This is a genomic window from Vagococcus allomyrinae (assembly GCF_017829975.1).
Classification (GTDB): Bacteria; Bacillota; Bacilli; order Lactobacillales; family Vagococcaceae; genus Vagococcus_D; species Vagococcus_D allomyrinae.
In genome coordinates this window covers 1-18,976 of the sequence record NZ_JAEEGA010000031.1, presented here as the reverse complement: position 1 = coordinate 18,976, position 18,976 = coordinate 1, and the positions used below count along the sequence as shown (strand labels likewise).

The following is an 18,976-nucleotide window of genomic DNA, read 5'->3' as shown; positions in this document are numbered from 1 at the left end:
AATAACCGTAGGAACTGCGGGGATAGCTTGGTAAATAAAAGACACCGCTGATAGTAAAGAAATACGCTATCAAGTATGCTTTTTTCCCAAGAATCTTGTGACTTTAGTCATGAGAGGTTCAAAAATCGTCATCATTACACCTTGTAAAAATGAGTATAATCATCTTACTAAAAAAATGCAACACTTAGCCTAAAACATTACTTTTTCGCAAACAATTCCCTTTAGTCCAAAAAAACAACCTTAGCACGTCTGCTAAGGTTGTCTAACATTTACTTAAAAGGTCACCAGTTCTTCAGGATCTAGGTAATCCGACCACTTGCTTTCGCTTATGGCAAAGTGTAGATGCGGTCCCGTTGAATCCCCTGTGCTACCTACAAGGCCAATAACATCGCCTTGCTCGACTTCTGCACCGGTTTCCACCAATCGCTTACTCTGATGGAAATAACTCGTAAAGTAACCATCCGCATGCTCGATAATCACATACTGACCAGCCGACGAATTAAAGCCACTTTCCACTACCACACCTTTAGCTGACGCTAAGATTTCAACACCTGTATCTGCCGCTAAATCAATGCCTCGGTGTTCAGCAGTGCTAACACCATCAGATGGATTCGTCCGCGTTCCATAACCACTTGTCACTTCATAATTATCCAGTGGCACGTCAAATTCTTGCTCGTCTTTCACTTCCGCTTTCACGATGTAAACTTCCCCAGGGTGAATCACATTGACATTAGCAATGGCCTCATTTAATTGCTTAAGCTCTTCTATCGTCGTCTCGTGCTCTTTAGCAATTAGCTCCAGTGTATCACCACTTTTCACCGCATACTTAACTTCTTCAACACGTCCGCCATTATCGTATTGCGTCAATTTATACGCGACAATTATCGCATTTAACTTCTTGTGATAGGAAGAATCAGTGGCGTAGACACCTGTTAAGGAGCGAGTGGCTTCGCGATAAGATTTCGCATTTTCTCGCCAAGTTCCCGCGTAGATTTTTTCATTGCCGCTAATTCCGCCTTTTAACAACTTAGCATAATCCTCTAGAGAGTCCTTATAGGAATCGTAGGAACGGAAATTACTTCTAATTTGATACATGTCGCCACTGGCATTTTCCTCTAGGGTTGGCATGCTAACCGACTTGCCACCATTAGATCCTTTAATACCAAACAGATTATAATGAGGGGCACTTGCCAATAAACTATTGCCGTAGCCACTTTCCAACGCCGCCTGAGCGATCATAACAGAGGCGTAAATCCCATTCTTTTTGGCAACCTGTTGAGCATCCTTGCCGATTAATTTAATAAACTCTTCGCCTTCAAACGTCTTCGTAATCTTGTAACTAATACCGGCCGAATCGCCAGCACTGTCACGTTGAGCTTCTGATTTTTCCACTTGTTCCGCTTGTTCTTGGGGTTTGGCAGGCTTTACCGAGGCTGTCGAACTACTTGTCGTTGTACTACTCGTGCTAGTTCCTGTCGAGGAAGGCACAGAGGATGTACTAGTAGAAGACGTTGTCGAGCTCTCAATAGCCGAAGATTCCGTGCTACTTTCTTCCGTTGACTCAGTTGATTCCACCACACTAGAAGACTCTTCTACTGTTGAGCTTTCCGTTGGCGTCGTACTTTCTTCTGACTGGACTTGTCCAGACTCTAATTCAAGACTGCTAATCTCCTCAGCGTAACTAACGCTCGTTTGCACTATCGGCAATAAGGCGTTTGATAATAAGCCACAAGTAGCCATCGTGACGATTACTCTTTTTACTTTTTTCATTTTAAAAATTGCTCCTTCATTTCGTCGCAAATTATGTAAGTGTGATCCAAACATCGTTTCATCAATCCTACCTTTAATTATAATATAAACGGGGGTAATACACAATGTTTACATGAAGATTCGCCACTTTTTTCACCAAATAACTTGCGTCCATAAACACACTTTTCTATACGTCACTCTGATCTTACGTCACTGCAAACTTAGCTATCCTTTAGCTAAATAATCAAAAGACTTCTTAAACGTCCCTATTGCCAATTTCTTACGAGTAAATGGACTGACTTCCACGCTAGTGTTACTGTACAAGCGTTTATCTAAATCATTTCTAACAACGTCATTAGTTTTAGCCATCTGCCTCATATGATCCACTAACACAGTTGGCGCCTCGATATCGCCATGACGTTTGGAAATATCTGCTAATCTTCGCCACATTTTAGGCTTAACTTTGGGAAATTGGCCGATGACTAGGGTTAGATCGCTGAGGGCTTTTTTATTCTGAGTTTCTGCCACCCAACTCAAATCTAAGTTGTTCGTGTTAAACTGCTGGTTAACTGGATCCCAACCCCTTTGGCCGGCAACTTGCTGCAAGCCTCGTTTCACTAAGGCCAACAACTCATTCACCTCGTTAAAGACCATAACAGAACGACTATCATACTGAATCAGTAAATCCAGTTTTTGTTGAATGCGATGCCTTAGCCCCGTATTTAGCTCTTTAACCCCACCTGTCAGATAGCGAAAAGGGGAATCCGCATCCCCGATTTGTTCAAATTGGCTCACGACATCTTGAAGAGAGCGCAACTGCATCTCCAACACATCCGACCGCAAACTATTAACATCCACCTCATCCACATAGGACATGACATACTGCTGATGGGCCTTAATAATGGCTTCGTTTAAGAGGATTACCCCATCAATCAACGGCAGATAAACGGTTGACAGATAGTCTTTGGCAGCTTCATAAGACTGACTCTGAAGACCTTCTTCATCAATAAAAGCCAACAGACTTTGTGAGACTTGTTTCATCTGATGATTCCGTTGTTGACAGATGCGTTCAACCGATTCAGTCTGCATGCGAGCGCTCAATAGATCCATCTCAATACTCATTTCTCCACTCCTCCTGTATTACCTTAAGCCTTTGCGTCGAACGTATAACTCTGTCTCCGACTGTTCCAACTCATTACTTTTTTGTTTAACAAGCTCTTTTTCCTCATCAAAGGCCTCGCGAGCTTTTTGTTCAAGTCTGATGGCCTCCTGCTCAACTGAATACAGATGGCCGGCCATTTCCCCTTCTCGCCACGTTTCACGTAATTCCCTAAACAGGGCTTTATTTTGGCCAAAAGTCGCTTCAACCTCTCCTTCAACAACCTTGATGGAGTGAAGTTGATCTGCCGTCTTTTCCAATTCGACTGAAACAGCGGCTAATTGCTCCTCAATCTCACGTTGATCCCTTGCCATTAGTTGCCTCCTCCAGATGTTGCAAAGACAAAACCATCCGGTATTTTATACAATAAGTTTTGAATATTAGACGTGGGTACTTCCCTAAAAATAAGGGGATTGACCTTCTTTTTCGGGTCGAAATAAGAAAAGTAACGATAACGCTGATAAAAACCAAAAGGAGGGAAAAACGAACGAAAGCTACTTTTGGGTTGAAAAAACTTCCGTTGATACTCAGGATTTACCTGTCGACCATAAGGATTCAGCATCATTCTATCAGAAAAAACAAAGGGATTCGTGTTTACGACACCCTCCTTTGGCACTTCCGACTGCCCCCCGCTATCAGGAGCTGACTGACCATTTGAATGAGGTAACAGAAAAGGCAATGTCATAATAGTGCCACCTGAAAGACCGGGAATAGGATTTAACATTAAGACCAGCCTGTCTTCCATCTGTTTGAATTCATTGGCAATACCAGTGATTCGTTGAACATCTCGTAACAAATACTCTTTAAACACGCGGCTTACGTTAGCGGAGTCTTCAACCAGTTCCTGGGCTTTTCGATTTCCTTTAAGAGTCGTTCGCCTATCATCATTTAGTTCACCAGGCACTATCGCTTCAGCAGCAATTTGAATCTTGCGAGTCAAATTTTCAACCCTGCCATAGTCAATTTTTATGTTAGTTATCATCGTCACCTTCTTTTGTTTTGTAAAATGCCCCTTAAATTAATTATCACCACTAATTTTAACATTAATCCACTTACAATCATACACTTTATTAAATATTTGTGTTTTAAGATAGTTACAGGCTCGCTCTCCCAACTCAGATAGGCCTAACCAAACGAGTGCCCTCATCAAGGAGTGTTCTTAAGTAGCTTGCGTTGCTTGTGGGTCTCCAAATCTGCCAAGCGCGTTGTCATTGGCAACCTACTGTCTTTCGTCACTAGCGCCATTGTGATGGCCAACGCTGTCTCCAAATCAATCCAATTGCCACATGACACAAATACAGGCTTGACATTCTCTCTTGTTCGCAAGCTTGCGCCGTAAACCAGCCCATCAGCTTCGATTAGTGTGTACCCACCGATCTTATTAGCCGGCATCACAAACTCTATGCCCTTAAGGTTAAAAAAAGTTTTGGCCACACCAATGGTCGGCTTATTCAAATAAAACGACGCGTGAGTCGCAATCCCCATATTTAAAGGATGTAAAAACCCATTGCCATCAAACATGTAAATATCTGGTTGATGCTTTAAACACACCGCTGCCTTTAAGATTAGCGGCAGCTCTCGAAAAGCCAAATAGCCTGGATGATAGGGAACCGTTATCCGATCCGCAACCGACACGCTTTCAATAACCTCCTTCGTCACATAATTGATGAGAATAATTGAGCATACGCCAAAATCAGCTCCCTCTTCAGACCAATAGGCCAAATCAACCCCAGCCACAATCTTTATTTCGGTTAGATCAAAGTTAGGGGTCAGTACTATTTGCGACTGCCACTTTTTTTGTTCCTCTTTAAAGGTCTCAATATCTCCCTCCCCATTAACCAAATTTTTTGGCGAGCAATCTATCCGTCTTTGTTGGTTGTCTTTTTTCACTCACTATCGCTCCTTGCTCATTAAATTCAGTATAGGTCATCAAAACCCCAGCAATTCTTGCTTCTTGCCGCTTTAATTGGCCCGTTTCAAAAAACTCAAACTGATCCCCATAACTTGCACTTTTATGCATATTATGAATACTTTTTACTTCGCCACTAGAATAAAAATCTACCATGACACCTTCTTTCACGCCCTTATCAACGAACAGATAACATTCAAGTTCACCACTTGGAAACAAATCATAGGCTAGCCCAGAAAACAGCTCTTCCTGATCCCCTTCACCATAGCTCACGATTCCCTGCCCATAGGGTCCTCCGTAACTTAAATTATCTTCAAAGTTGACACCATGCTTAATGACGTATGCCAAGGTTAAAACAGTGTCTTTCATTATTATAATAGCTCCCTTCAAATTTTAATCCTCACTATTATTTTTTTGCTTACTGTATTTATTGTATTTATTCCGTTCATCATAATGGTGGTAATCTGCAAACTCATCATAATCTTCAGATTCTTCTAGAGTGTCGCTCACTCCCAAAAACTCCAAATAACTCGCTTCAAAAGTAGGGGCAACATTTCCTTTTTCATCATACTCTCGATACGTTTCTGGAAACTTTTTTTTCATGTAATAAACAACAAAATAGAACGGCGCCTTAAATAGTATGACACTGCCTGCGAAAATACCAAGTAAAACTGCAAAATACCAGCTTCTAACTCCGCCATTATTCATAATCATGATTATGCCAAATGTGATACTAGAAATAATAGGTGTTAACAACATCCACACGTAATTTGAAACTAAATTCTTTTTAACTTCCTGCGACTCTTTGGTGGTTTCTCCTCTTTTTAATTTTCTGGCATAAAAAATTGAGCCCATTAGAAAACTTAATGTTCCAAGTACAGATAAAAAAATACATGCCCAATTTAGCCCCTGTAGCATCTCAGTTCTTGTGTTTAAAAAACCAAAAAAATAATCCAACGGTAACTCATAAAAAGATACAATCAAAATCATAAACATCATTGAAAAACCAAACATCACAAAAGAAAGAAAGCCTTGAAACGCCGATGAAACTTCTGTCTTACCAGACATTAGCAATATAAATGCAAGGTTGATTATCACGGTTATTCCTGATATTACGATAAATCCCCATAAAAAAAGAGGTATCTCACTAAAGTTCTCATAGGCAGAAAAATATAGAATATCTAGAATTTCGATCAAACCAATAAAAAACCATATACGAATCATGGATTGAAAGGCAGCATATCCTCCATTGCCATGCAAAACTGGAATAGAAAAATAATAGAAATCTTCTTTTTCATATTGTTTTAAATTAATCATTCTATCCTCCTACAATTGTGACACTTTCTTTAGCTTCCCCTATTCTAGTCTTCACTTCCAATCTGGATTCCCATCCACTCATAACAAGCGGGCGGGGCAACGTTCAGATCAAGATAAAGTTGCTTTTGCTTCTCACGGAGCTCTCCAACACGCAATTCCTTGCCGGATTGTTCAAAGCACTCGATGACATCTAGCTGATCCAACAGGCTTGGTAACGTGTACGTTTTGTATAAATTTGCCTCCTGTATCTGCTTTTGATGTAAGAAAGAAAAATAAGTGCGAAAAACTCTACAATTAGTTTGTCATCTAGGCTCTGTTTGTTCTGAGGATACTAACAGACGTCTCATGTTTAAGCGTTCTTTTAGATTACCGAAAGCTTTCTCCACGACGTCTTTATTACGATAGATTTCTAAGGCGGTAATGGCAGCCAGTTCTTTTTGACAAATTTCAAGGGGAGCTTCTCTTTCGTTGCGAGTTTCTTGTGACGAATCTCAAGGAACTGCCAAAAGCTGACTCACTAGGAATTGAAAAAAATAAATGCATCACACAAGGCCTCTTTATGCTCATTTTTAGTCTTCGAGACTGTAATAGTCTAAGAAAAGGACAGTCAGCTGGCTTTAGGTCCGTTTGATTCGTAAGCTTATTTTTTTCAGAAGACTGAGACAAAACACTTTTTGTGTGATAGGGTGGACTTTTTGTGTTCTGCCCCTCTCCCCTTATACCAAAATAACTTGGTATCTTTAATCAATTAGTTTACCTGTTTCATTTTGAATGGAGAACGACAGTCTTAAAAGTAGCAAATCTTGATACCTTTGATAACTTTATTGCTACGCTAGACATTGCTATACCAGTCATTCTAACTTTATCATTATATATGGATAAACGTAACACTTTTGACCCTTCAAAACTATTTATTAACGCTCAACTCCTTGTTCCAACTCACTCACGTACCTTTAGCCACTTCGTTTAACTTCCTCATTTTAAGTAGTTAATCACTTTTTAAAGTATCAACTTCTGATACCACAAATAAATTTATTACAGCCTTCGGGATCGATGTAATAGTCTTCTGAATTTATCATTTTATAAATACCCCTCTTCTTACTAAACAGGACACTACAGCTTTAAACGTGACACCTTTTGACCCCTCAAACCAATTTATTAACACTTAAATCCCTATTGCAACGCAATTCCGTGTTTTTAACCAATCCGTAGGCTATTCTCATTTTAAGAACTTGACAACTCTCTTAAAAAGTAACAAGTTTTGATACCTTAAAGAAGTTAATAGCAGCGTTCGGGATTGATATCATAGGATTCTAATCGTGTCATTTTTCAGAGGGGGCCATCTTACTCAACAACAACCCTTATCAATAAAGGTACCATATTTTGATACCTTATCATAATTTTCTATAACCCTCAGCCTTGATTTAACAAACAATGAAGGATCTCCCTAACGCCAAACAGGCTCTAGGCAGTCCAACAGGTTCAAGTTTTGATACGCTATAACTATTTTTAACCGCCCTTCGTCCCCATCTACCGCGATTCATTCAGATTGGGATTAGGATAGTTGCCGATACACGTTTTAAGCCATAGCCTCACCGTGATCAATTGTGAGACTTGCTCCTTCTCTAACCTGCAACATTCTTCACTAGAACTAGTCATTCATAAACACCGTTGTGCGTAGGATGGTAATATGACGAGCAGCAGAAAATTTGGTTAAATGCCGATCATAGGCTCTGTGATCTAAAAGTAACCCCATTTCGATAATCTCCTTCATTTGCTCCACAAGGTAGTCTGTTTCAACGTCTTTAAAAAAGACGGGAAAATTGATTTTTTGTTTTGATCCCATCTGATTTTGGAATTCCAATTGAAGTTTTTCAACGTAATCATTATTTTCATTAAACATCAGACTCCCCCCTTTTTTCCTTTTGAAGCAACACCTTTTCGGCCGCTTCGATCGTGTTTAAATAGATCTGTTGATACTGAAGCGCTCTTTTTTTGTACCCGCTCAAAGCTACCCCCAATAACATTTTATTCAGCCGTGAGACACTGGCACCTGGCTTGCCAGCAAAATACAAACTAAGGGCTACTCCTACTTCATGTAAACTTCGTCCGTCTGCTTCCAAAATTGAGTACTCCCATTTTTTTAGTTGCTCCAATTCCTGATTGGCTTCTGCGATCTGGCCCTCTCGAAAATGACTAATAATCTGTTGTTCCTTGGCAACGGCAGCATAATGTGCCCGTTGTTTTGATTTTTTACTGACAACCAACCGTTCACCACATGCTTCTAGGGCCTTTGAAAATTTCACCAAATCCAATTTTGCGCCTTCCCCTCGTTCCATTCGCTTAATGGTTTGAGCACTCACGCCCATTTTTTCTGCCAGTTTTTCTTGAGTCAATCTGTTGTCCCGTCTAACCTGAACTAACAACTGTGAGGCTGACTCAAGCAGCTCCTTTTGCTGTTGGTCTCTAACCATTTCAACCTTCCCCTTTCCTTTTTAGCCTCCTTACTTAACACTCCTGCTCTAATGAAACCGCTTTATAAAATAACGGAACTAACTTTCCGCCCAAAATCGAAACTTCTTCAAAAAAATTTTCACTGATTAAAATAACACCATACTCCAAAAAAACATTCATTCTTTGGGGTATTCCATCTTTCATGGAAAACGCCCGAGAAGACTGGTATCATCATCTTTAATTTAATTTTCCGCTCACACCATCTAAATTCAAATTACTTTTCCAACGGGCTTCTTACCTTACTTATACATTAATAACAAGGGGTAATGGTTGATTATGAGAAAACTCTCATAATTTATTTTTTGAGCGCTTTTAATAACAAGAATCAGAAACTGATCTACGGTCATAACCTCACGTTCTTATTACCACAACCCTCAAGCTCTTCTTTAATAATTGGTCATACAAGATAAGCATGGCAATTACTCATGTTAATCCCACACCGTTCGTTCTTTTTTAATATAGCTATGCGTTGCAGTAATTAAAAGCAAACAGCTAATCAACATCGGAAACTGTTGAGGAGCTAGACTTGAATTAATCGTGAACAGTGTTGTCGGTGTACTCCCAAAACTTAAGTTCCCCAAGAAAAATGTCGTAGCTAAAACAAACCAGGCTTTTCTACGTAACGCACTTTTAAGTAAGCTTCTCAGTAATAACAGGGAACTGATCCCTTGAAATAATAAAATGGGAACATAAACTCTCCACATAGTTGGATACTTTAATACAAAAGGGTAATATAACGCGAGCCCTACTAAATAGATACTGGTCAACAACTGCACTATACTCGTGATTTTTATCATTCTCTTTAAAAAGGTGCCTTCTTTTACTGGTTTTCTCATCTAACATCACACTCCTAATTTATTTACTAATCGTCAACTCATATTCTTTTGATATCCATTCTTGATTTTCATAGGGATTCTCCCTAACATTACTTAAAACTAACCTTGCCAATTTTGATGGTACGGGCTCATAACCCTTTTCAAACTTAAATGACTTTTGAGACAGATAACTCATCCACTCAAGTCTAATTGACATTCTCGACTTGCTCGCCGTTAATTTCTAACTCTTTAATCTCGATGGTAATATCATCACCAGTGTTTTCTTTGAGCTTTTCTAAATAACTTATAGGTGCATTAGCAGAGATTACTTTAGCTACAATCCCATTAGTTGGTAAATCTGGAAAGTCTTCTCCTTCATATTCAATTTCACCAAACTCACCTTCTTCACCTAATGTTTTAAATTTAGGTTTAGCCATCAACTTAACCTTCTTTATATTAGTGTCTGAAGTATTTACATAAAAGACACCTAATGTGTACCTTTCATCTTCTGGTGAATATCTCATAGAATAAACTATTACGTTAACCTTTTTGGAAGCATCTACTTGATTTTCTATTTGTAACACATTTTTTTCTAAAAAATTATTTTCCAAAAAAAATGCCATTTCTTCTGTTGATTTCTTATTATTTTCAGATAAAAACATCCTATATTTTCCTATTGGATACCCATTATCAATTGCCTCTTGCTCTTCTTCAGTAAGATTGTTAGTAGTCTCCACACTGGTATCTGTCTGTCTTTCTTGGATCCCTTCGTTAGTTTGACAGCCTACTAGAAAAAAAGTTAATACACTAAAGAATAAGAACCTTTCAATTTTTAATTTCAAACGCTTAATCCCCCTCTATAATCCAACATTTAGCTCAATTAATTCTATTCCAATCACAGGTTAATCCAATATTTCTAGCTTCATCTCAACTCCATTGATAATAATATAAACAAAGCGTTCAAAAGAGTCGCCAAAATCAATTAATATATCACCATTGCATCCGTAAAAAAAACCATCCTCTGAAATATAAATTGACATATCCTCTTCCGGTATTTCGCCAACTATCAAAAGCTTCTTTTCCGTATGTTCTTCATACTCTTCTACCATATATCTTAAGACTGTGCCCGCTACTTTACTGGCATTAATGACAAGCTTTTCTCTATATCCTTGCGCTCGTGGGCTGTTGAATCCAATTTCTATTCCATCATACGCCTTCAAAAAATTTCTTTGTAGATCATTAAGTTGATAACCTTTTTCTGATAACTTGATTAAGGTACTCTCTAGTGGCATTATTTGCCGTTTTTGTCTTCTCTTCTCAATTAATTGTCGAATACTTTGTATGCCCACCACCATATCCCGAAAAACACTCCTTTTACAAAATAAATTAGCTAAAATCGCGATAGCTACTTTGACAATTGAGGTGTACCTTTTTCCTTTTGCCCTCAATTTTTTCAAAACTGCCCTCCCACTCATGCTCTACTTAGCTTCATTTCATTTTTTTTACCTGTTAGGAAAACGTATTTTCATGTACACCAAAATGATATAGTGCGGAATAATCGATATCAGTATCATACCAATCAGTATACTCAATAGAGGCCACCAACTATTTTCTCCAATGTCTTTATATCTGAAATAAAACGTAGTAGATACTGGCAATCCAACATAAACAACACTTAATTGGTTTTTTAACCTTTCTTGCTTTTCAGCAGCTTTAGATAGGTCACTTTTAGCACTTCCTTTGCCACGCTGCAATATTGACATATTTCTAATTACACCAATCAAAAATGAAATAACTGATAACATAACCATAAAAAAGGCAAAACGTGCTTGGCCAACCGCATCCAATAGCGGCTCAGCTTTTCCAAATTGAAAATAATAACTCGGAATCAGATAAATGGCTAGCAAAGAAAAAGAAAATAGGACATTTATCCCCACCAAGAAAAAATAGGGTTCATGTTTTCGATAGTTAAAAAAAAGGGAAATAATCCCGATCAAACCTGTAAAACCATTCCATATCGAAGCTATCTTAACCATTGTTGGCACTTGTGACAACCCACTATAGCTAGATAAGTTATACAAAATTGCGATACTGACAAGAATATACAACGTTGATAATTCTTTTAACTTTTTCGCACTGACATTTCCGTGCTTTTCTACTAAACTAAAATAGTAAAACGCTTCTTCTTTGTACTTCGACAAGTTGATAATATTTCTTAAACTCATTTTTCACACTCTCTATCTTCTATCGGATCCATTGAGTCCACCAGATAAATCCTGCACAGTCAACTGTATTTCATTATTTCAGCTAACCATCAGACTTTCTTCTGTTAAAGAAACGTTTATAAAAAGGGACTTTTTTTCTTCCTCTACGCTCTTCAATATCGGAAAGCAAATGAAACACTTCTTCCTCTGGTGTATCAAAAATTCGTGTTGCCCCCAAATAAATTTCAACATATGTTTGATCCTCAATCGATTTAAAAACGTTAAAAAATGGAGTGACTATTGTTAAGTCTTGATCTCCAGCATATCTCAACATTTCATTGTATCTACTTTGAGCCTCTTTTTCAAAATCGCCCATCACTCGAGTCATAATCATTTGGTCAATACGGAGATACGACGAAAACCTAACAAACTCGTCATCAAAGTTGTCTGGCAGCCGACTTTCTTTAATAGGCATATAGAAGGTTGCATCCATAATTTCATCCTGAATATCACTAATAACCTCATAAAAGAACGGCCCGACAGGCGTAAGTCCAACTTCTTCAAGCTTACTTTGATATTTTTCTAATGCCTCATCAATATCTTCAGGGTAAAAAGAATAGGTTTCCATGTAGACGTTCCTATAAGCCAATTTTTTATTTTCAACAATCATAATTCATCACTTCCATTAATAATCGGCACAAAAATATCAAATATATACTCTCCATGATATATTTCTGTTAACACAAAATACGCCATTTTTTCCAGTTTCAAGTCATTTTCTTCTGCTAGCAATTTGATTTCGCGATAACGCCCCTCAAAATCAACATCTTCACCTACAAATCTTAGCGAAAAAGCATCTTCAACTAAAATATTGGAAACAAAGGTAACATCATCATTATCCAATATTTTAATCACTTGATTCACGGGCATATAAAAGTCAAAATTCCCAGATCCTTGCTGACCGTCCACCTCCGCTATTGAGAAAAGAAATGGACCATTTTGATAAGTGTCTGCATAGAGCTCCGACTCTTTCAAAAAGTTTATCCCTCTTTCCCACTCATCTATTTTCAATAACTCACTAACTTTAACTAAATTAACCATCTCTAATGACGTTCTTTCAATCCCCATAGTCTTTTCTTCCTTTTTTAATCCAGATAAGATTCTAAATAATCTACTGGAAATCTTTTTTTTAAATAAAAAGTCATAAAATTTCTTGGAGCTAAATAAATAACTAGTAAAGCTCCACTATAAATCACCACATGATAATACATGTCGCGGAGGTCGTCAGAAAACAACCGTAATCCATAATTCAAGACAACAACTGCCAATACTATAAGAACCATCTTTTTTTGATACACGTTGATAGTTCACTTCTCCATCTTCATAAAACCTGCTTGACTTTGAATTTTTTCTTGCCTGACCATTCTTAACTTTTTTCACTAAATTATACCTACCTACTAAAAATACGATTGCCACAGCAACCAGGATTATTAGTAACAGTCTATTGACTTGATTCGCGTCAACTACTTTTCCTGCGACACTATTTTCTTCAATTGAATGAAAGGTACAAACCAAGATCATCAGAACCCCTAACAGAAACGACGAAGCACCGAAAAGAAACGCCACATAGAGCTCTTTGAAATTCGACCCTTTTATAAAAGTGACTAATACAGATAACAAACTTAAAAACAACATGATATTTCCAAAAGTCTTTACTAAAAAAGAATTGTACACCTCTACATCACTAATTAATCCATTGAGACATAATACCAAGATACTATTCACGACCATTATCAAACGAAGATTCCCAACTAGCTTAGCTAAAGTATGTCGCCCACTTTCTATCGGGATGCTATATTGATAGAAGTCCTCTCTTGCATAGTTGTTTAAAATCATTTCAACCGACACCCCCTTCGTTACTTAGAGTTCTAAGGTTCTCCTCTCACCTTAGAACTCCCCTTCTTCACCATTTGCAACTGCTTCTTGGTATTCTTTTGACCTAGGTCCGTACCAAACCTTTTTGGACCCATCGTACAGCTCTCGATAGTCTTCAAAGTACTTGTTTAAATAATAACCTTGCATGATTTCTTCAGATAGTCTAAAAATAACAATAAATCCGATTAAAGCTAAAACAGGCGATAATAGTCCCAACACTTGTGTGATAAATGACGGCTCGCCATTCAAATCATCACCTAAAAACCGATTAGCAAAAAAACCGACAATCACCACAATAGCTCCATATCGTCTAGAAAATCTCATGAATTTTTCAAAGAAAACGATAAATGGATTTGTGTATTCAGCCACACCATATAGCGATTTTTTTATACGGTTGATTAATGAAATGATTTGATGCACAAAAAATAGGATGAATATCAACATATATACAATCACTAAAAAATAGGAATTGGTAAACTTAACTGAAATGGACAACAAAAATAAAAATAACAGTAAAAAGGCAAGAGTCATCGCCATTGACATCACTTGAGTAAAATAATAAGTAGTTAACATTTTTTGGGACTTTACTCTTAATAAACCTATAAAAAAATATATGTATATAATTAAACAACTTATATGCCAAGTAAAACCAAATCTTAATGGAATAACATCTATCCTTGTTTCTGACACTCTTTCTAAAAATTGAAAAAAGTAATAACAACCAATTATAGCAAGCAAAGTTACTGTTACTCCTAATATGGTCGATCTAACAACTTTCCCATCTGAACTTTTCAACGCTTTATTAATATATTTTTCATTAACAAGTTTTTGACTTTCTTCAAAACTTGCGTTTATCGCACTCTGTTTCATTTTACTACCTCTTTTTCTAGGAAAACCTCTGCGTTACTGTCATTGCTTTTAACTATCTCTGAGCATAACTTAACAGTGACCATTAAATAAGAAAAATTATTCTTCTTCACCACTTGCAACTGCTTCTCGGTATTCTTTTGACCTAGGTCCGTACCATACTTTTTTAGACCCATCATACAACTCTCGATAGTCTTCATAGTACTGGTTCAAATAATAACCTTGCATGATTTCTTGGGCCAGATAAAATAAGACAATTAATGCAATCAGCATGATGAACGGTGATAAAAAACCCGCTACTTGCCTAATAAAAGAATCTCCTCCTAAATTTTGAAGGTTCTTATTGAATTGCCTATTGAGAAAAAATAACACTATCACGATAATAGAACCAAACCTTTTCCCCAATTTACTAAACTTATCATAAAAAGTAATAAATTTGTTTATATAGCTTTCATTCGTGTAAAGTGTCTCGCTAATCGTTTTATCATAATTTATTATTTGAGAATACACAATCATTATCGTAATAAAAAAGTAGATCACTGTTGGAAAATAAGATCCCATAACAATATTGGCTACAGATATCATACATAATAATGCTATTATGATAAAAAGTAACATAGCTGCTGTGATCCATTCCATGAAGACCAACGAAATAATAAGTTTTTTGTGCCTGTACCTAAATAAATTAGTAACATATCCTAATAATATAATCACTGCCATCACATGCCATACATACCCAAAAATAGTTGGTAAAATCACTCCTGTTCCAATTGGATCATCGGTAAAATAAGATTCGATAAAGATCGAAAAATAATAAGTACCAACACTAAAAAAAAGTATAGCAATAACGCCAGCCGTCCTCTTAGCAATCACTTTCCCCGATGCATTTTGTATACAACTCTCAATATATTTCTCAGTTACCAAATGGTTGCTTTCGTCGAAACTGGCATTGAACATCATTTTTTTCACATCAAGACTTCCTCTCCTTAATATTATGATATTTAAGAAACAAACGCTACATGCGTAATAACCATAGATTGACAGTATTCCTTAAATGCCTTTTTCACTTTTTTCGTCTACTGAATTAGATAGTCCTCTAGCTTATTTCTTGCTAGCTCTAGACTCTCTATTTATCACAGCTCATTTTCCTCTTTTTCTTGATAACTGACAGTATATTCTTCTGGAAAACGTTTCTTTATATAGTAAATCATATAGTTATTGACACCAAATACAATAATCACACACCCTCCCAATAAAGAAACAATATTCGTAATATTCAATAAACCTCGCCAAGTTTCGATATGTATCATACTAGAAAAAACTATCACAGGAATTAATATAGAAATTGCCACAGGGTAAATATAACTATTAACGGTAAAATCAAATTAATTTTCAAAAAAAACGTTTGAAGAACTGCCTGAGAATACTTTGAGGCAAATTCCTTGCGCTGAAAATACTGGGACTATTCCGAAGGAAGGGTGCTGACTTTTAGCTACTTTTTTATCAGAAAAGTTGACATATTTAACACCTCTTTCCAACACAGAACTGACAAACATCGTAGAGTCATAGGCAAAATAGCCCGTTAATTCTGCGGCCTCTTCAAACGTTGTCAATTCTAAATCTGGCGTCAACACATAAAAACTAGAATCAGAATCAGCTTTTTTTCCACAAGAAATTGGTTGCTTGATGGCACATAGGTTAACTCCACTGCGGCTTCAGTAGTAGCTTCAAAACCAAGCGTTTGTCTTTTTTCTAAGTTAGCGTCTACCCTATAAATAGTCTGATTAGAGAGGTTATAAAAATAAAGATGTCTCCCATCCGTTTTAATCCCCCTCATAATTGCCACCAGCTTATCAACATCTTCAATTTGATACAGCTCTAAACTCTTTATTAAGTCATCGATGCTCGTTTCAAAATTCTCTAATACAAAGTCACCTAAACTCATTTTTTTTAGGAGGGTGCCATCAGCATCCGTTAGCATCACATCGTATATTTTATCTATTGGTTGATCATCACTTCTTAACATGATCGTAAATTCTTTGTTGCCATCAAGAGAATACGACAGGACAATATGTTGCAACGGGTAGTCTTCACCCAATACGTCTAATATATTTAAGTAGGTGTCCTGATGGGTTATTACTGCTTCATTATTATGCAAGTTTTCACTCACAATAATGTTTGAGTGATCAACTTTGCGCACCCACATATTTTGAGAATTTTTCAGTTTTCTTTTATCAAATGATTGCATCTCAAAATCGCTTTGAAACCATTTTACATTGTAATTTTCACCATAATTTCGTACAAAATAATTAATTTTAGTGCCCAACGAAAAGTTAACAGACGTGGACGTAGCTTCTTTAGGACTAACAACCACATATTGGCCTAATTTGAAATCTGCTTGTGCAAATGGTGAACCTTCCACTTTCACTCTTATGTCCTTCACTGCCATCTCAGCTTTGCTTTTCCTGATATAAAGCCATCCTCCTAGTGACAGTATGACACAAGCTATAATTATTATTTTTTTCTTTTTCATCGTCATCTCTTTTCCCAATGATAAAACATCGTATTAAACTCGCCTTTAGATCGCCTAAACTGTCTACTTTCGTTTTAGCCCCTTTATATAGTTCATACGCATTTTTTGCCGTTATCTTTTTGCCGATTGTAAAAAAATAGACCATATGTTGACATCCCAGCTATTCGGTAAGATAACCTTCAATAAAGTCTGCTAGCTGCTCTTGCTTCACTACCAGCAAGACATTTCTAAAATAATCGCCACTAAATTCTTCTTCAGTAAAACTAATCCCTATTTTTTTTAACTTTTTTCTAGCTTGCTGATCTTTGTTGACAAAAATAGGAATCACTATATCTCCATCGACATTCGTTTCAATTTGTTCGATATTTTGCCTCTTTTTCTTTTTTATCACTGTACTATTTGAAAAATCAATCACATTTATCGTTCGGAGTATTATCCCCAAATGTCTCTGCTAATTTTTGCTCTAAAAATAAAATTATCCAAAGCCTCTTCCTTAGACTCAAATTCACTTATAGAGACCACTGCTGCACGCTCATCGGTCCCAAAAACTTCATATCTGTCAGTAACGTGATTGTATCTAACAACCATTTCTCTTTCTGAAAGACCTCCTTCCCTAAATAGATTTACTCTTTTTAGTCTTTCATTTTTAATAATCTCTCTTGCATGCTCTTCATTCATATCGGCATCTATCCCTTTACTAATTACTATTATTTACTTTCTCGTCGTTAATCCCTAAATCTCTGATTTCAAAAGTTATGTCTTCACCTTTATTTTGCTTCAATTGATCTAAAAACTCGATTGGGGCATCTCCTGAAATCGTTTTTACGACTACCCCATTTACTGGTAACGTTGTATAACTAGTTCCTTTAAACTCAGCAGGTATAAACTCAGTACTTTGAGAAATATATTTAAATTTAGGCCTAATCTCCATCTTAAGCTCATCTATTGTAATTGAAGAAGTATTGTTAATAAAATCCCCTAAGGTATACCTTTCTTCCTCTGAAGAGTAATTCATTGCATATGTGAGTACATTAATTTTTATATTTTTGTCTATTCTATCTTTTATCTCTAGTATATTTTTCTTATAAAACCCACTTTTAATAAAAGTATCAACATCCTACTGGGAATGCTTATTTTCTTCCGTTAAATAGATTGTATATCCACCCACTTGATAACCATTTTCTATGACTTCCTTTTGGTCTTCAGTTAAGCCAGCAGATTCACTACCACTTGTTATTGCAGTGTTTAGTTTTTTACTGTCTTCATTTTCTTTTTTCCGCAACCACTCACAAACAATTGCAATAATAGTGGACTAATCATACCCGCAGTCATTTTCTTCATTTTCAATTAACTTTCCCCTAATAACTGACTTGTCTACCTTATGATGATCAAGTCAACCCACAATAATTATTGAAGGTTAAATAAAACTAAATCATCGCCTGATAAAATAAGCACGACCACCATAATTACTCCAACAATGATCAGTCGCTCTTTCTTTTTAGTCAATGGATCACTGCCTTTTAGTTTTCCAGACCTATTTCCAACCATGTGTTTGAATCCAATCAATTAACTCGTCTGCTAATTGACCAAGTAACCAATCAACCTACCAACATACTTCTTCTTTAACAAATCACCAACGTGCCCACAACTTGTTTAACCTTAATGAGGCATCGAAAGAATTCGATGCCTCATTAAACTAAAACATAACCTGATAACCATTTGGTCCTTTTATTGAGGATGACGTCCCATCGGTGCCATTCTCAACCGAATCCCGAAAAGCTTCAGCTAAGCTATTACTTAATTATTTATACTCCACCAATTTTCTCAGCTCAAAAAAATCAGCGGGTTTTTCGAGGCTGCTGAAAAAGTTAAATAATTAAAGTTGTATAAAATGATAGCTGTTTTATACAACTTTTTTTTGATTTTACAGACTTTTTCCGTTCAATTTGAGATAATATAGGTAGAAAAAATAAA

24 protein-coding genes are annotated in these 18,976 nt (G+C 36.7%); all 24 read right to left on the bottom strand.

The genetic code is table 11. The annotated features are described in order from the left end of the window. Nucleotides 1-273 precede the first annotated feature (273 nt). A complete protein-coding gene (locus I6N95_RS26375) occupies nucleotides 274-1,770 on the bottom strand; it encodes a glucosaminidase domain-containing protein (protein ID WP_209533081.1) in 1,497 nt (498 codons plus the stop codon). A gap of 204 nt (nucleotides 1,771-1,974) precedes the next feature. Further along, the gene (locus tag I6N95_RS26370; protein WP_209533080.1) at nucleotides 1,975-2,871 is read right to left on the bottom strand and encodes an LXG domain-containing protein; all 897 of its coding nucleotides are present in this window, start codon (nucleotides 2,869-2,871) and stop codon (nucleotides 1,975-1,977) included. An 18-nt stretch (nucleotides 2,872-2,889) separates the two neighbouring features. Then, nucleotides 2,890-3,222 carry a DUF3958 family protein gene (locus I6N95_RS26365; RefSeq protein WP_209533079.1) on the bottom strand — a complete coding sequence of 111 codons (333 nt, stop codon included), beginning with the start codon at nucleotides 3,220-3,222 and terminating at the stop codon, nucleotides 2,890-2,892. Beyond that, nucleotides 3,222-3,890, bottom strand: coding sequence for a TIGR04197 family type VII secretion effector (locus I6N95_RS26360; protein ID WP_209533078.1), 669 nt, complete (start codon nucleotides 3,888-3,890; stop codon nucleotides 3,222-3,224). The genes I6N95_RS26365 and I6N95_RS26360 overlap by 1 nt, the downstream gene beginning before the upstream one ends. A gap of 164 nt (nucleotides 3,891-4,054) precedes the next feature. Beyond that, the gene (locus I6N95_RS26355) at nucleotides 4,055-4,798 is read right to left on the bottom strand and encodes an endonuclease V (RefSeq protein ID WP_347340607.1); all 744 of its coding nucleotides are present in this window, start codon (nucleotides 4,796-4,798) and stop codon (nucleotides 4,055-4,057) included. Continuing rightward, a complete protein-coding gene (locus tag I6N95_RS26350; protein ID WP_209533077.1) occupies nucleotides 4,743-5,186 on the bottom strand; it encodes a toxin-antitoxin system YwqK family antitoxin in 444 nt (147 codons plus the stop codon). Before I6N95_RS26350 ends, I6N95_RS26355 begins: the two co-directional genes overlap by 56 nt. 24 nt (nucleotides 5,187-5,210) lie before the next feature. Next, complete coding sequence (locus I6N95_RS26345; protein ID WP_209533076.1) at nucleotides 5,211-6,134, bottom strand: hypothetical protein; 924 nt, start codon at nucleotides 6,132-6,134, stop codon at nucleotides 5,211-5,213. A gap of 1,651 nt (nucleotides 6,135-7,785) precedes the next feature. Next, nucleotides 7,786-8,037, bottom strand: a complete 252-nt coding sequence (locus tag I6N95_RS26340; protein ID WP_209533075.1) for a hypothetical protein — start codon at nucleotides 8,035-8,037, stop codon at nucleotides 7,786-7,788. Further along, nucleotides 8,030-8,608, bottom strand: a complete 579-nt coding sequence (locus tag I6N95_RS26335) for a helix-turn-helix domain-containing protein (RefSeq protein ID WP_209533073.1) — start codon at nucleotides 8,606-8,608, stop codon at nucleotides 8,030-8,032. The genes I6N95_RS26340 and I6N95_RS26335 overlap by 8 nt, the downstream gene beginning before the upstream one ends. 34 nt (nucleotides 8,609-8,642) lie before the next feature. Continuing rightward, a complete protein-coding gene (locus I6N95_RS26330; protein WP_209533071.1) occupies nucleotides 8,643-8,792 on the bottom strand; it encodes a hypothetical protein in 150 nt (49 codons plus the stop codon). Nucleotides 8,793-9,076: 284 nt separating this feature from the next. After that, nucleotides 9,077-9,484 carry a hypothetical protein gene (locus I6N95_RS26325; RefSeq protein WP_209533069.1) on the bottom strand — a complete coding sequence of 136 codons (408 nt, stop codon included), beginning with the start codon at nucleotides 9,482-9,484 and terminating at the stop codon, nucleotides 9,077-9,079. 185 nt (nucleotides 9,485-9,669) lie between these two features. Next, nucleotides 9,670-10,305 carry a hypothetical protein gene (locus tag I6N95_RS26320; protein ID WP_209533067.1) on the bottom strand — a complete coding sequence of 212 codons (636 nt, stop codon included), beginning with the start codon at nucleotides 10,303-10,305 and terminating at the stop codon, nucleotides 9,670-9,672. A 60-nt stretch (nucleotides 10,306-10,365) separates the two neighbouring features. Continuing rightward, the gene (locus I6N95_RS26315; protein WP_209533066.1) at nucleotides 10,366-10,920 is read right to left on the bottom strand and encodes an SUKH-3 domain-containing protein; all 555 of its coding nucleotides are present in this window, start codon (nucleotides 10,918-10,920) and stop codon (nucleotides 10,366-10,368) included. A gap of 45 nt (nucleotides 10,921-10,965) precedes the next feature. Further along, a complete protein-coding gene (locus I6N95_RS26310) occupies nucleotides 10,966-11,688 on the bottom strand; it encodes a hypothetical protein (protein ID WP_209533065.1) in 723 nt (240 codons plus the stop codon). A gap of 82 nt (nucleotides 11,689-11,770) precedes the next feature. Then, nucleotides 11,771-12,337: a DUF5085 family protein gene (locus I6N95_RS26305; RefSeq protein ID WP_209533064.1), complete on the bottom strand. Its 567-nt coding sequence runs from the start codon at nucleotides 12,335-12,337 to the stop codon at nucleotides 11,771-11,773. Beyond that, a complete protein-coding gene (locus tag I6N95_RS26300; protein WP_209533063.1) occupies nucleotides 12,334-12,795 on the bottom strand; it encodes a DUF5085 family protein in 462 nt (153 codons plus the stop codon). Before I6N95_RS26300 ends, I6N95_RS26305 begins: the two co-directional genes overlap by 4 nt. A gap of 156 nt (nucleotides 12,796-12,951) precedes the next feature. Continuing rightward, on the bottom strand, nucleotides 12,952-13,563 hold the full coding sequence (locus tag I6N95_RS26295; protein WP_209533062.1) for a hypothetical protein: 612 nt from the start codon (nucleotides 13,561-13,563) through the stop codon (nucleotides 12,952-12,954). Between the two features lie 51 nt (nucleotides 13,564-13,614). After that, nucleotides 13,615-14,472, bottom strand: coding sequence for a hypothetical protein (locus tag I6N95_RS26290; RefSeq protein WP_209533061.1), 858 nt, complete (start codon nucleotides 14,470-14,472; stop codon nucleotides 13,615-13,617). A gap of 96 nt (nucleotides 14,473-14,568) precedes the next feature. Then, the gene (locus I6N95_RS26285; RefSeq protein ID WP_209533059.1) at nucleotides 14,569-15,438 is read right to left on the bottom strand and encodes a hypothetical protein; all 870 of its coding nucleotides are present in this window, start codon (nucleotides 15,436-15,438) and stop codon (nucleotides 14,569-14,571) included. 658 nt (nucleotides 15,439-16,096) lie between these two features. Beyond that, nucleotides 16,097-17,002, bottom strand: a complete 906-nt coding sequence (locus I6N95_RS26280; protein WP_209533057.1) for a hypothetical protein — start codon at nucleotides 17,000-17,002, stop codon at nucleotides 16,097-16,099. A gap of 160 nt (nucleotides 17,003-17,162) precedes the next feature. Next, nucleotides 17,163-17,444: a hypothetical protein gene (locus I6N95_RS26275; RefSeq protein WP_209533055.1), complete on the bottom strand. Its 282-nt coding sequence runs from the start codon at nucleotides 17,442-17,444 to the stop codon at nucleotides 17,163-17,165. Continuing rightward, nucleotides 17,435-17,680: an Imm59 family immunity protein gene (locus I6N95_RS26270; RefSeq protein ID WP_209533053.1), complete on the bottom strand. Its 246-nt coding sequence runs from the start codon at nucleotides 17,678-17,680 to the stop codon at nucleotides 17,435-17,437. The genes I6N95_RS26275 and I6N95_RS26270 overlap by 10 nt, the downstream gene beginning before the upstream one ends. A gap of 19 nt (nucleotides 17,681-17,699) precedes the next feature. After that, the gene (locus I6N95_RS26265) at nucleotides 17,700-17,933 is read right to left on the bottom strand and encodes a hypothetical protein (protein ID WP_209533051.1); all 234 of its coding nucleotides are present in this window, start codon (nucleotides 17,931-17,933) and stop codon (nucleotides 17,700-17,702) included. Nucleotides 17,934-18,409: 476 nt separating this feature from the next. Next, nucleotides 18,410-18,550: a hypothetical protein gene (locus I6N95_RS26260; protein WP_209533049.1), complete on the bottom strand. Its 141-nt coding sequence runs from the start codon at nucleotides 18,548-18,550 to the stop codon at nucleotides 18,410-18,412. Between the last annotated feature and the right edge of the window lie 426 nt (nucleotides 18,551-18,976).

Excerpts from the sequence above, each read along its gene's own strand:
- I6N95_RS26375 (WP_209533081.1), bottom strand. The coding sequence starts at position 1,770 with ATGAAAAAAGTAAAAAGAGTAATCGTCACGATGGCTACTTGTGGCTTA.
- I6N95_RS26370 (WP_209533080.1), bottom strand. The coding sequence starts at position 2,871 with ATGAGTATTGAGATGGATCTATTGAGCGCTCGCATGCAGACTGAATCG.
- I6N95_RS26365 (WP_209533079.1), bottom strand. The coding sequence starts at position 3,222 with ATGGCAAGGGATCAACGTGAGATTGAGGAGCAATTAGCCGCTGTTTCA.
- I6N95_RS26360 (WP_209533078.1), bottom strand. The coding sequence starts at position 3,890 with ATGATAACTAACATAAAAATTGACTATGGCAGGGTTGAAAATTTGACT.
- I6N95_RS26350 (WP_209533077.1), bottom strand. The coding sequence starts at position 5,186 with ATGAAAGACACTGTTTTAACCTTGGCATACGTCATTAAGCATGGTGTC.
- I6N95_RS26345 (WP_209533076.1), bottom strand. The coding sequence starts at position 6,134 with ATGATTAATTTAAAACAATATGAAAAAGAAGATTTCTATTATTTTTCT.
- I6N95_RS26340 (WP_209533075.1), bottom strand. The coding sequence starts at position 8,037 with ATGTTTAATGAAAATAATGATTACGTTGAAAAACTTCAATTGGAATTC.
- I6N95_RS26335 (WP_209533073.1), bottom strand. The coding sequence starts at position 8,608 with ATGGTTAGAGACCAACAGCAAAAGGAGCTGCTTGAGTCAGCCTCACAG.
- I6N95_RS26330 (WP_209533071.1), bottom strand. The coding sequence starts at position 8,792 with ATGAAAGATGGAATACCCCAAAGAATGAATGTTTTTTTGGAGTATGGT.
- I6N95_RS26325 (WP_209533069.1), bottom strand. The coding sequence starts at position 9,484 with ATGAGAAAACCAGTAAAAGAAGGCACCTTTTTAAAGAGAATGATAAAA.
- I6N95_RS26310 (WP_209533065.1), bottom strand. The coding sequence starts at position 11,688 with ATGAGTTTAAGAAATATTATCAACTTGTCGAAGTACAAAGAAGAAGCG.
- I6N95_RS26305 (WP_209533064.1), bottom strand. The coding sequence starts at position 12,337 with ATGATTGTTGAAAATAAAAAATTGGCTTATAGGAACGTCTACATGGAA.
- I6N95_RS26300 (WP_209533063.1), bottom strand. The coding sequence starts at position 12,795 with ATGGGGATTGAAAGAACGTCATTAGAGATGGTTAATTTAGTTAAAGTT.
- I6N95_RS26295 (WP_209533062.1), bottom strand. The coding sequence starts at position 13,563 with ATGATTTTAAACAACTATGCAAGAGAGGACTTCTATCAATATAGCATC.
- I6N95_RS26290 (WP_209533061.1), bottom strand. The coding sequence starts at position 14,472 with ATGAAACAGAGTGCGATAAACGCAAGTTTTGAAGAAAGTCAAAAACTT.
- I6N95_RS26280 (WP_209533057.1), bottom strand. The coding sequence starts at position 17,002 with ATGAAAAAGAAAAAAATAATAATTATAGCTTGTGTCATACTGTCACTA.
- I6N95_RS26270 (WP_209533053.1), bottom strand. The coding sequence starts at position 17,680 with ATGAATGAAGAGCATGCAAGAGAGATTATTAAAAATGAAAGACTAAAA.
- I6N95_RS26265 (WP_209533051.1), bottom strand. The coding sequence starts at position 17,933 with ATGGAGATTAGGCCTAAATTTAAATATATTTCTCAAAGTACTGAGTTT.
- I6N95_RS26260 (WP_209533049.1), bottom strand. The coding sequence starts at position 18,550 with ATGGTTGGAAATAGGTCTGGAAAACTAAAAGGCAGTGATCCATTGACT.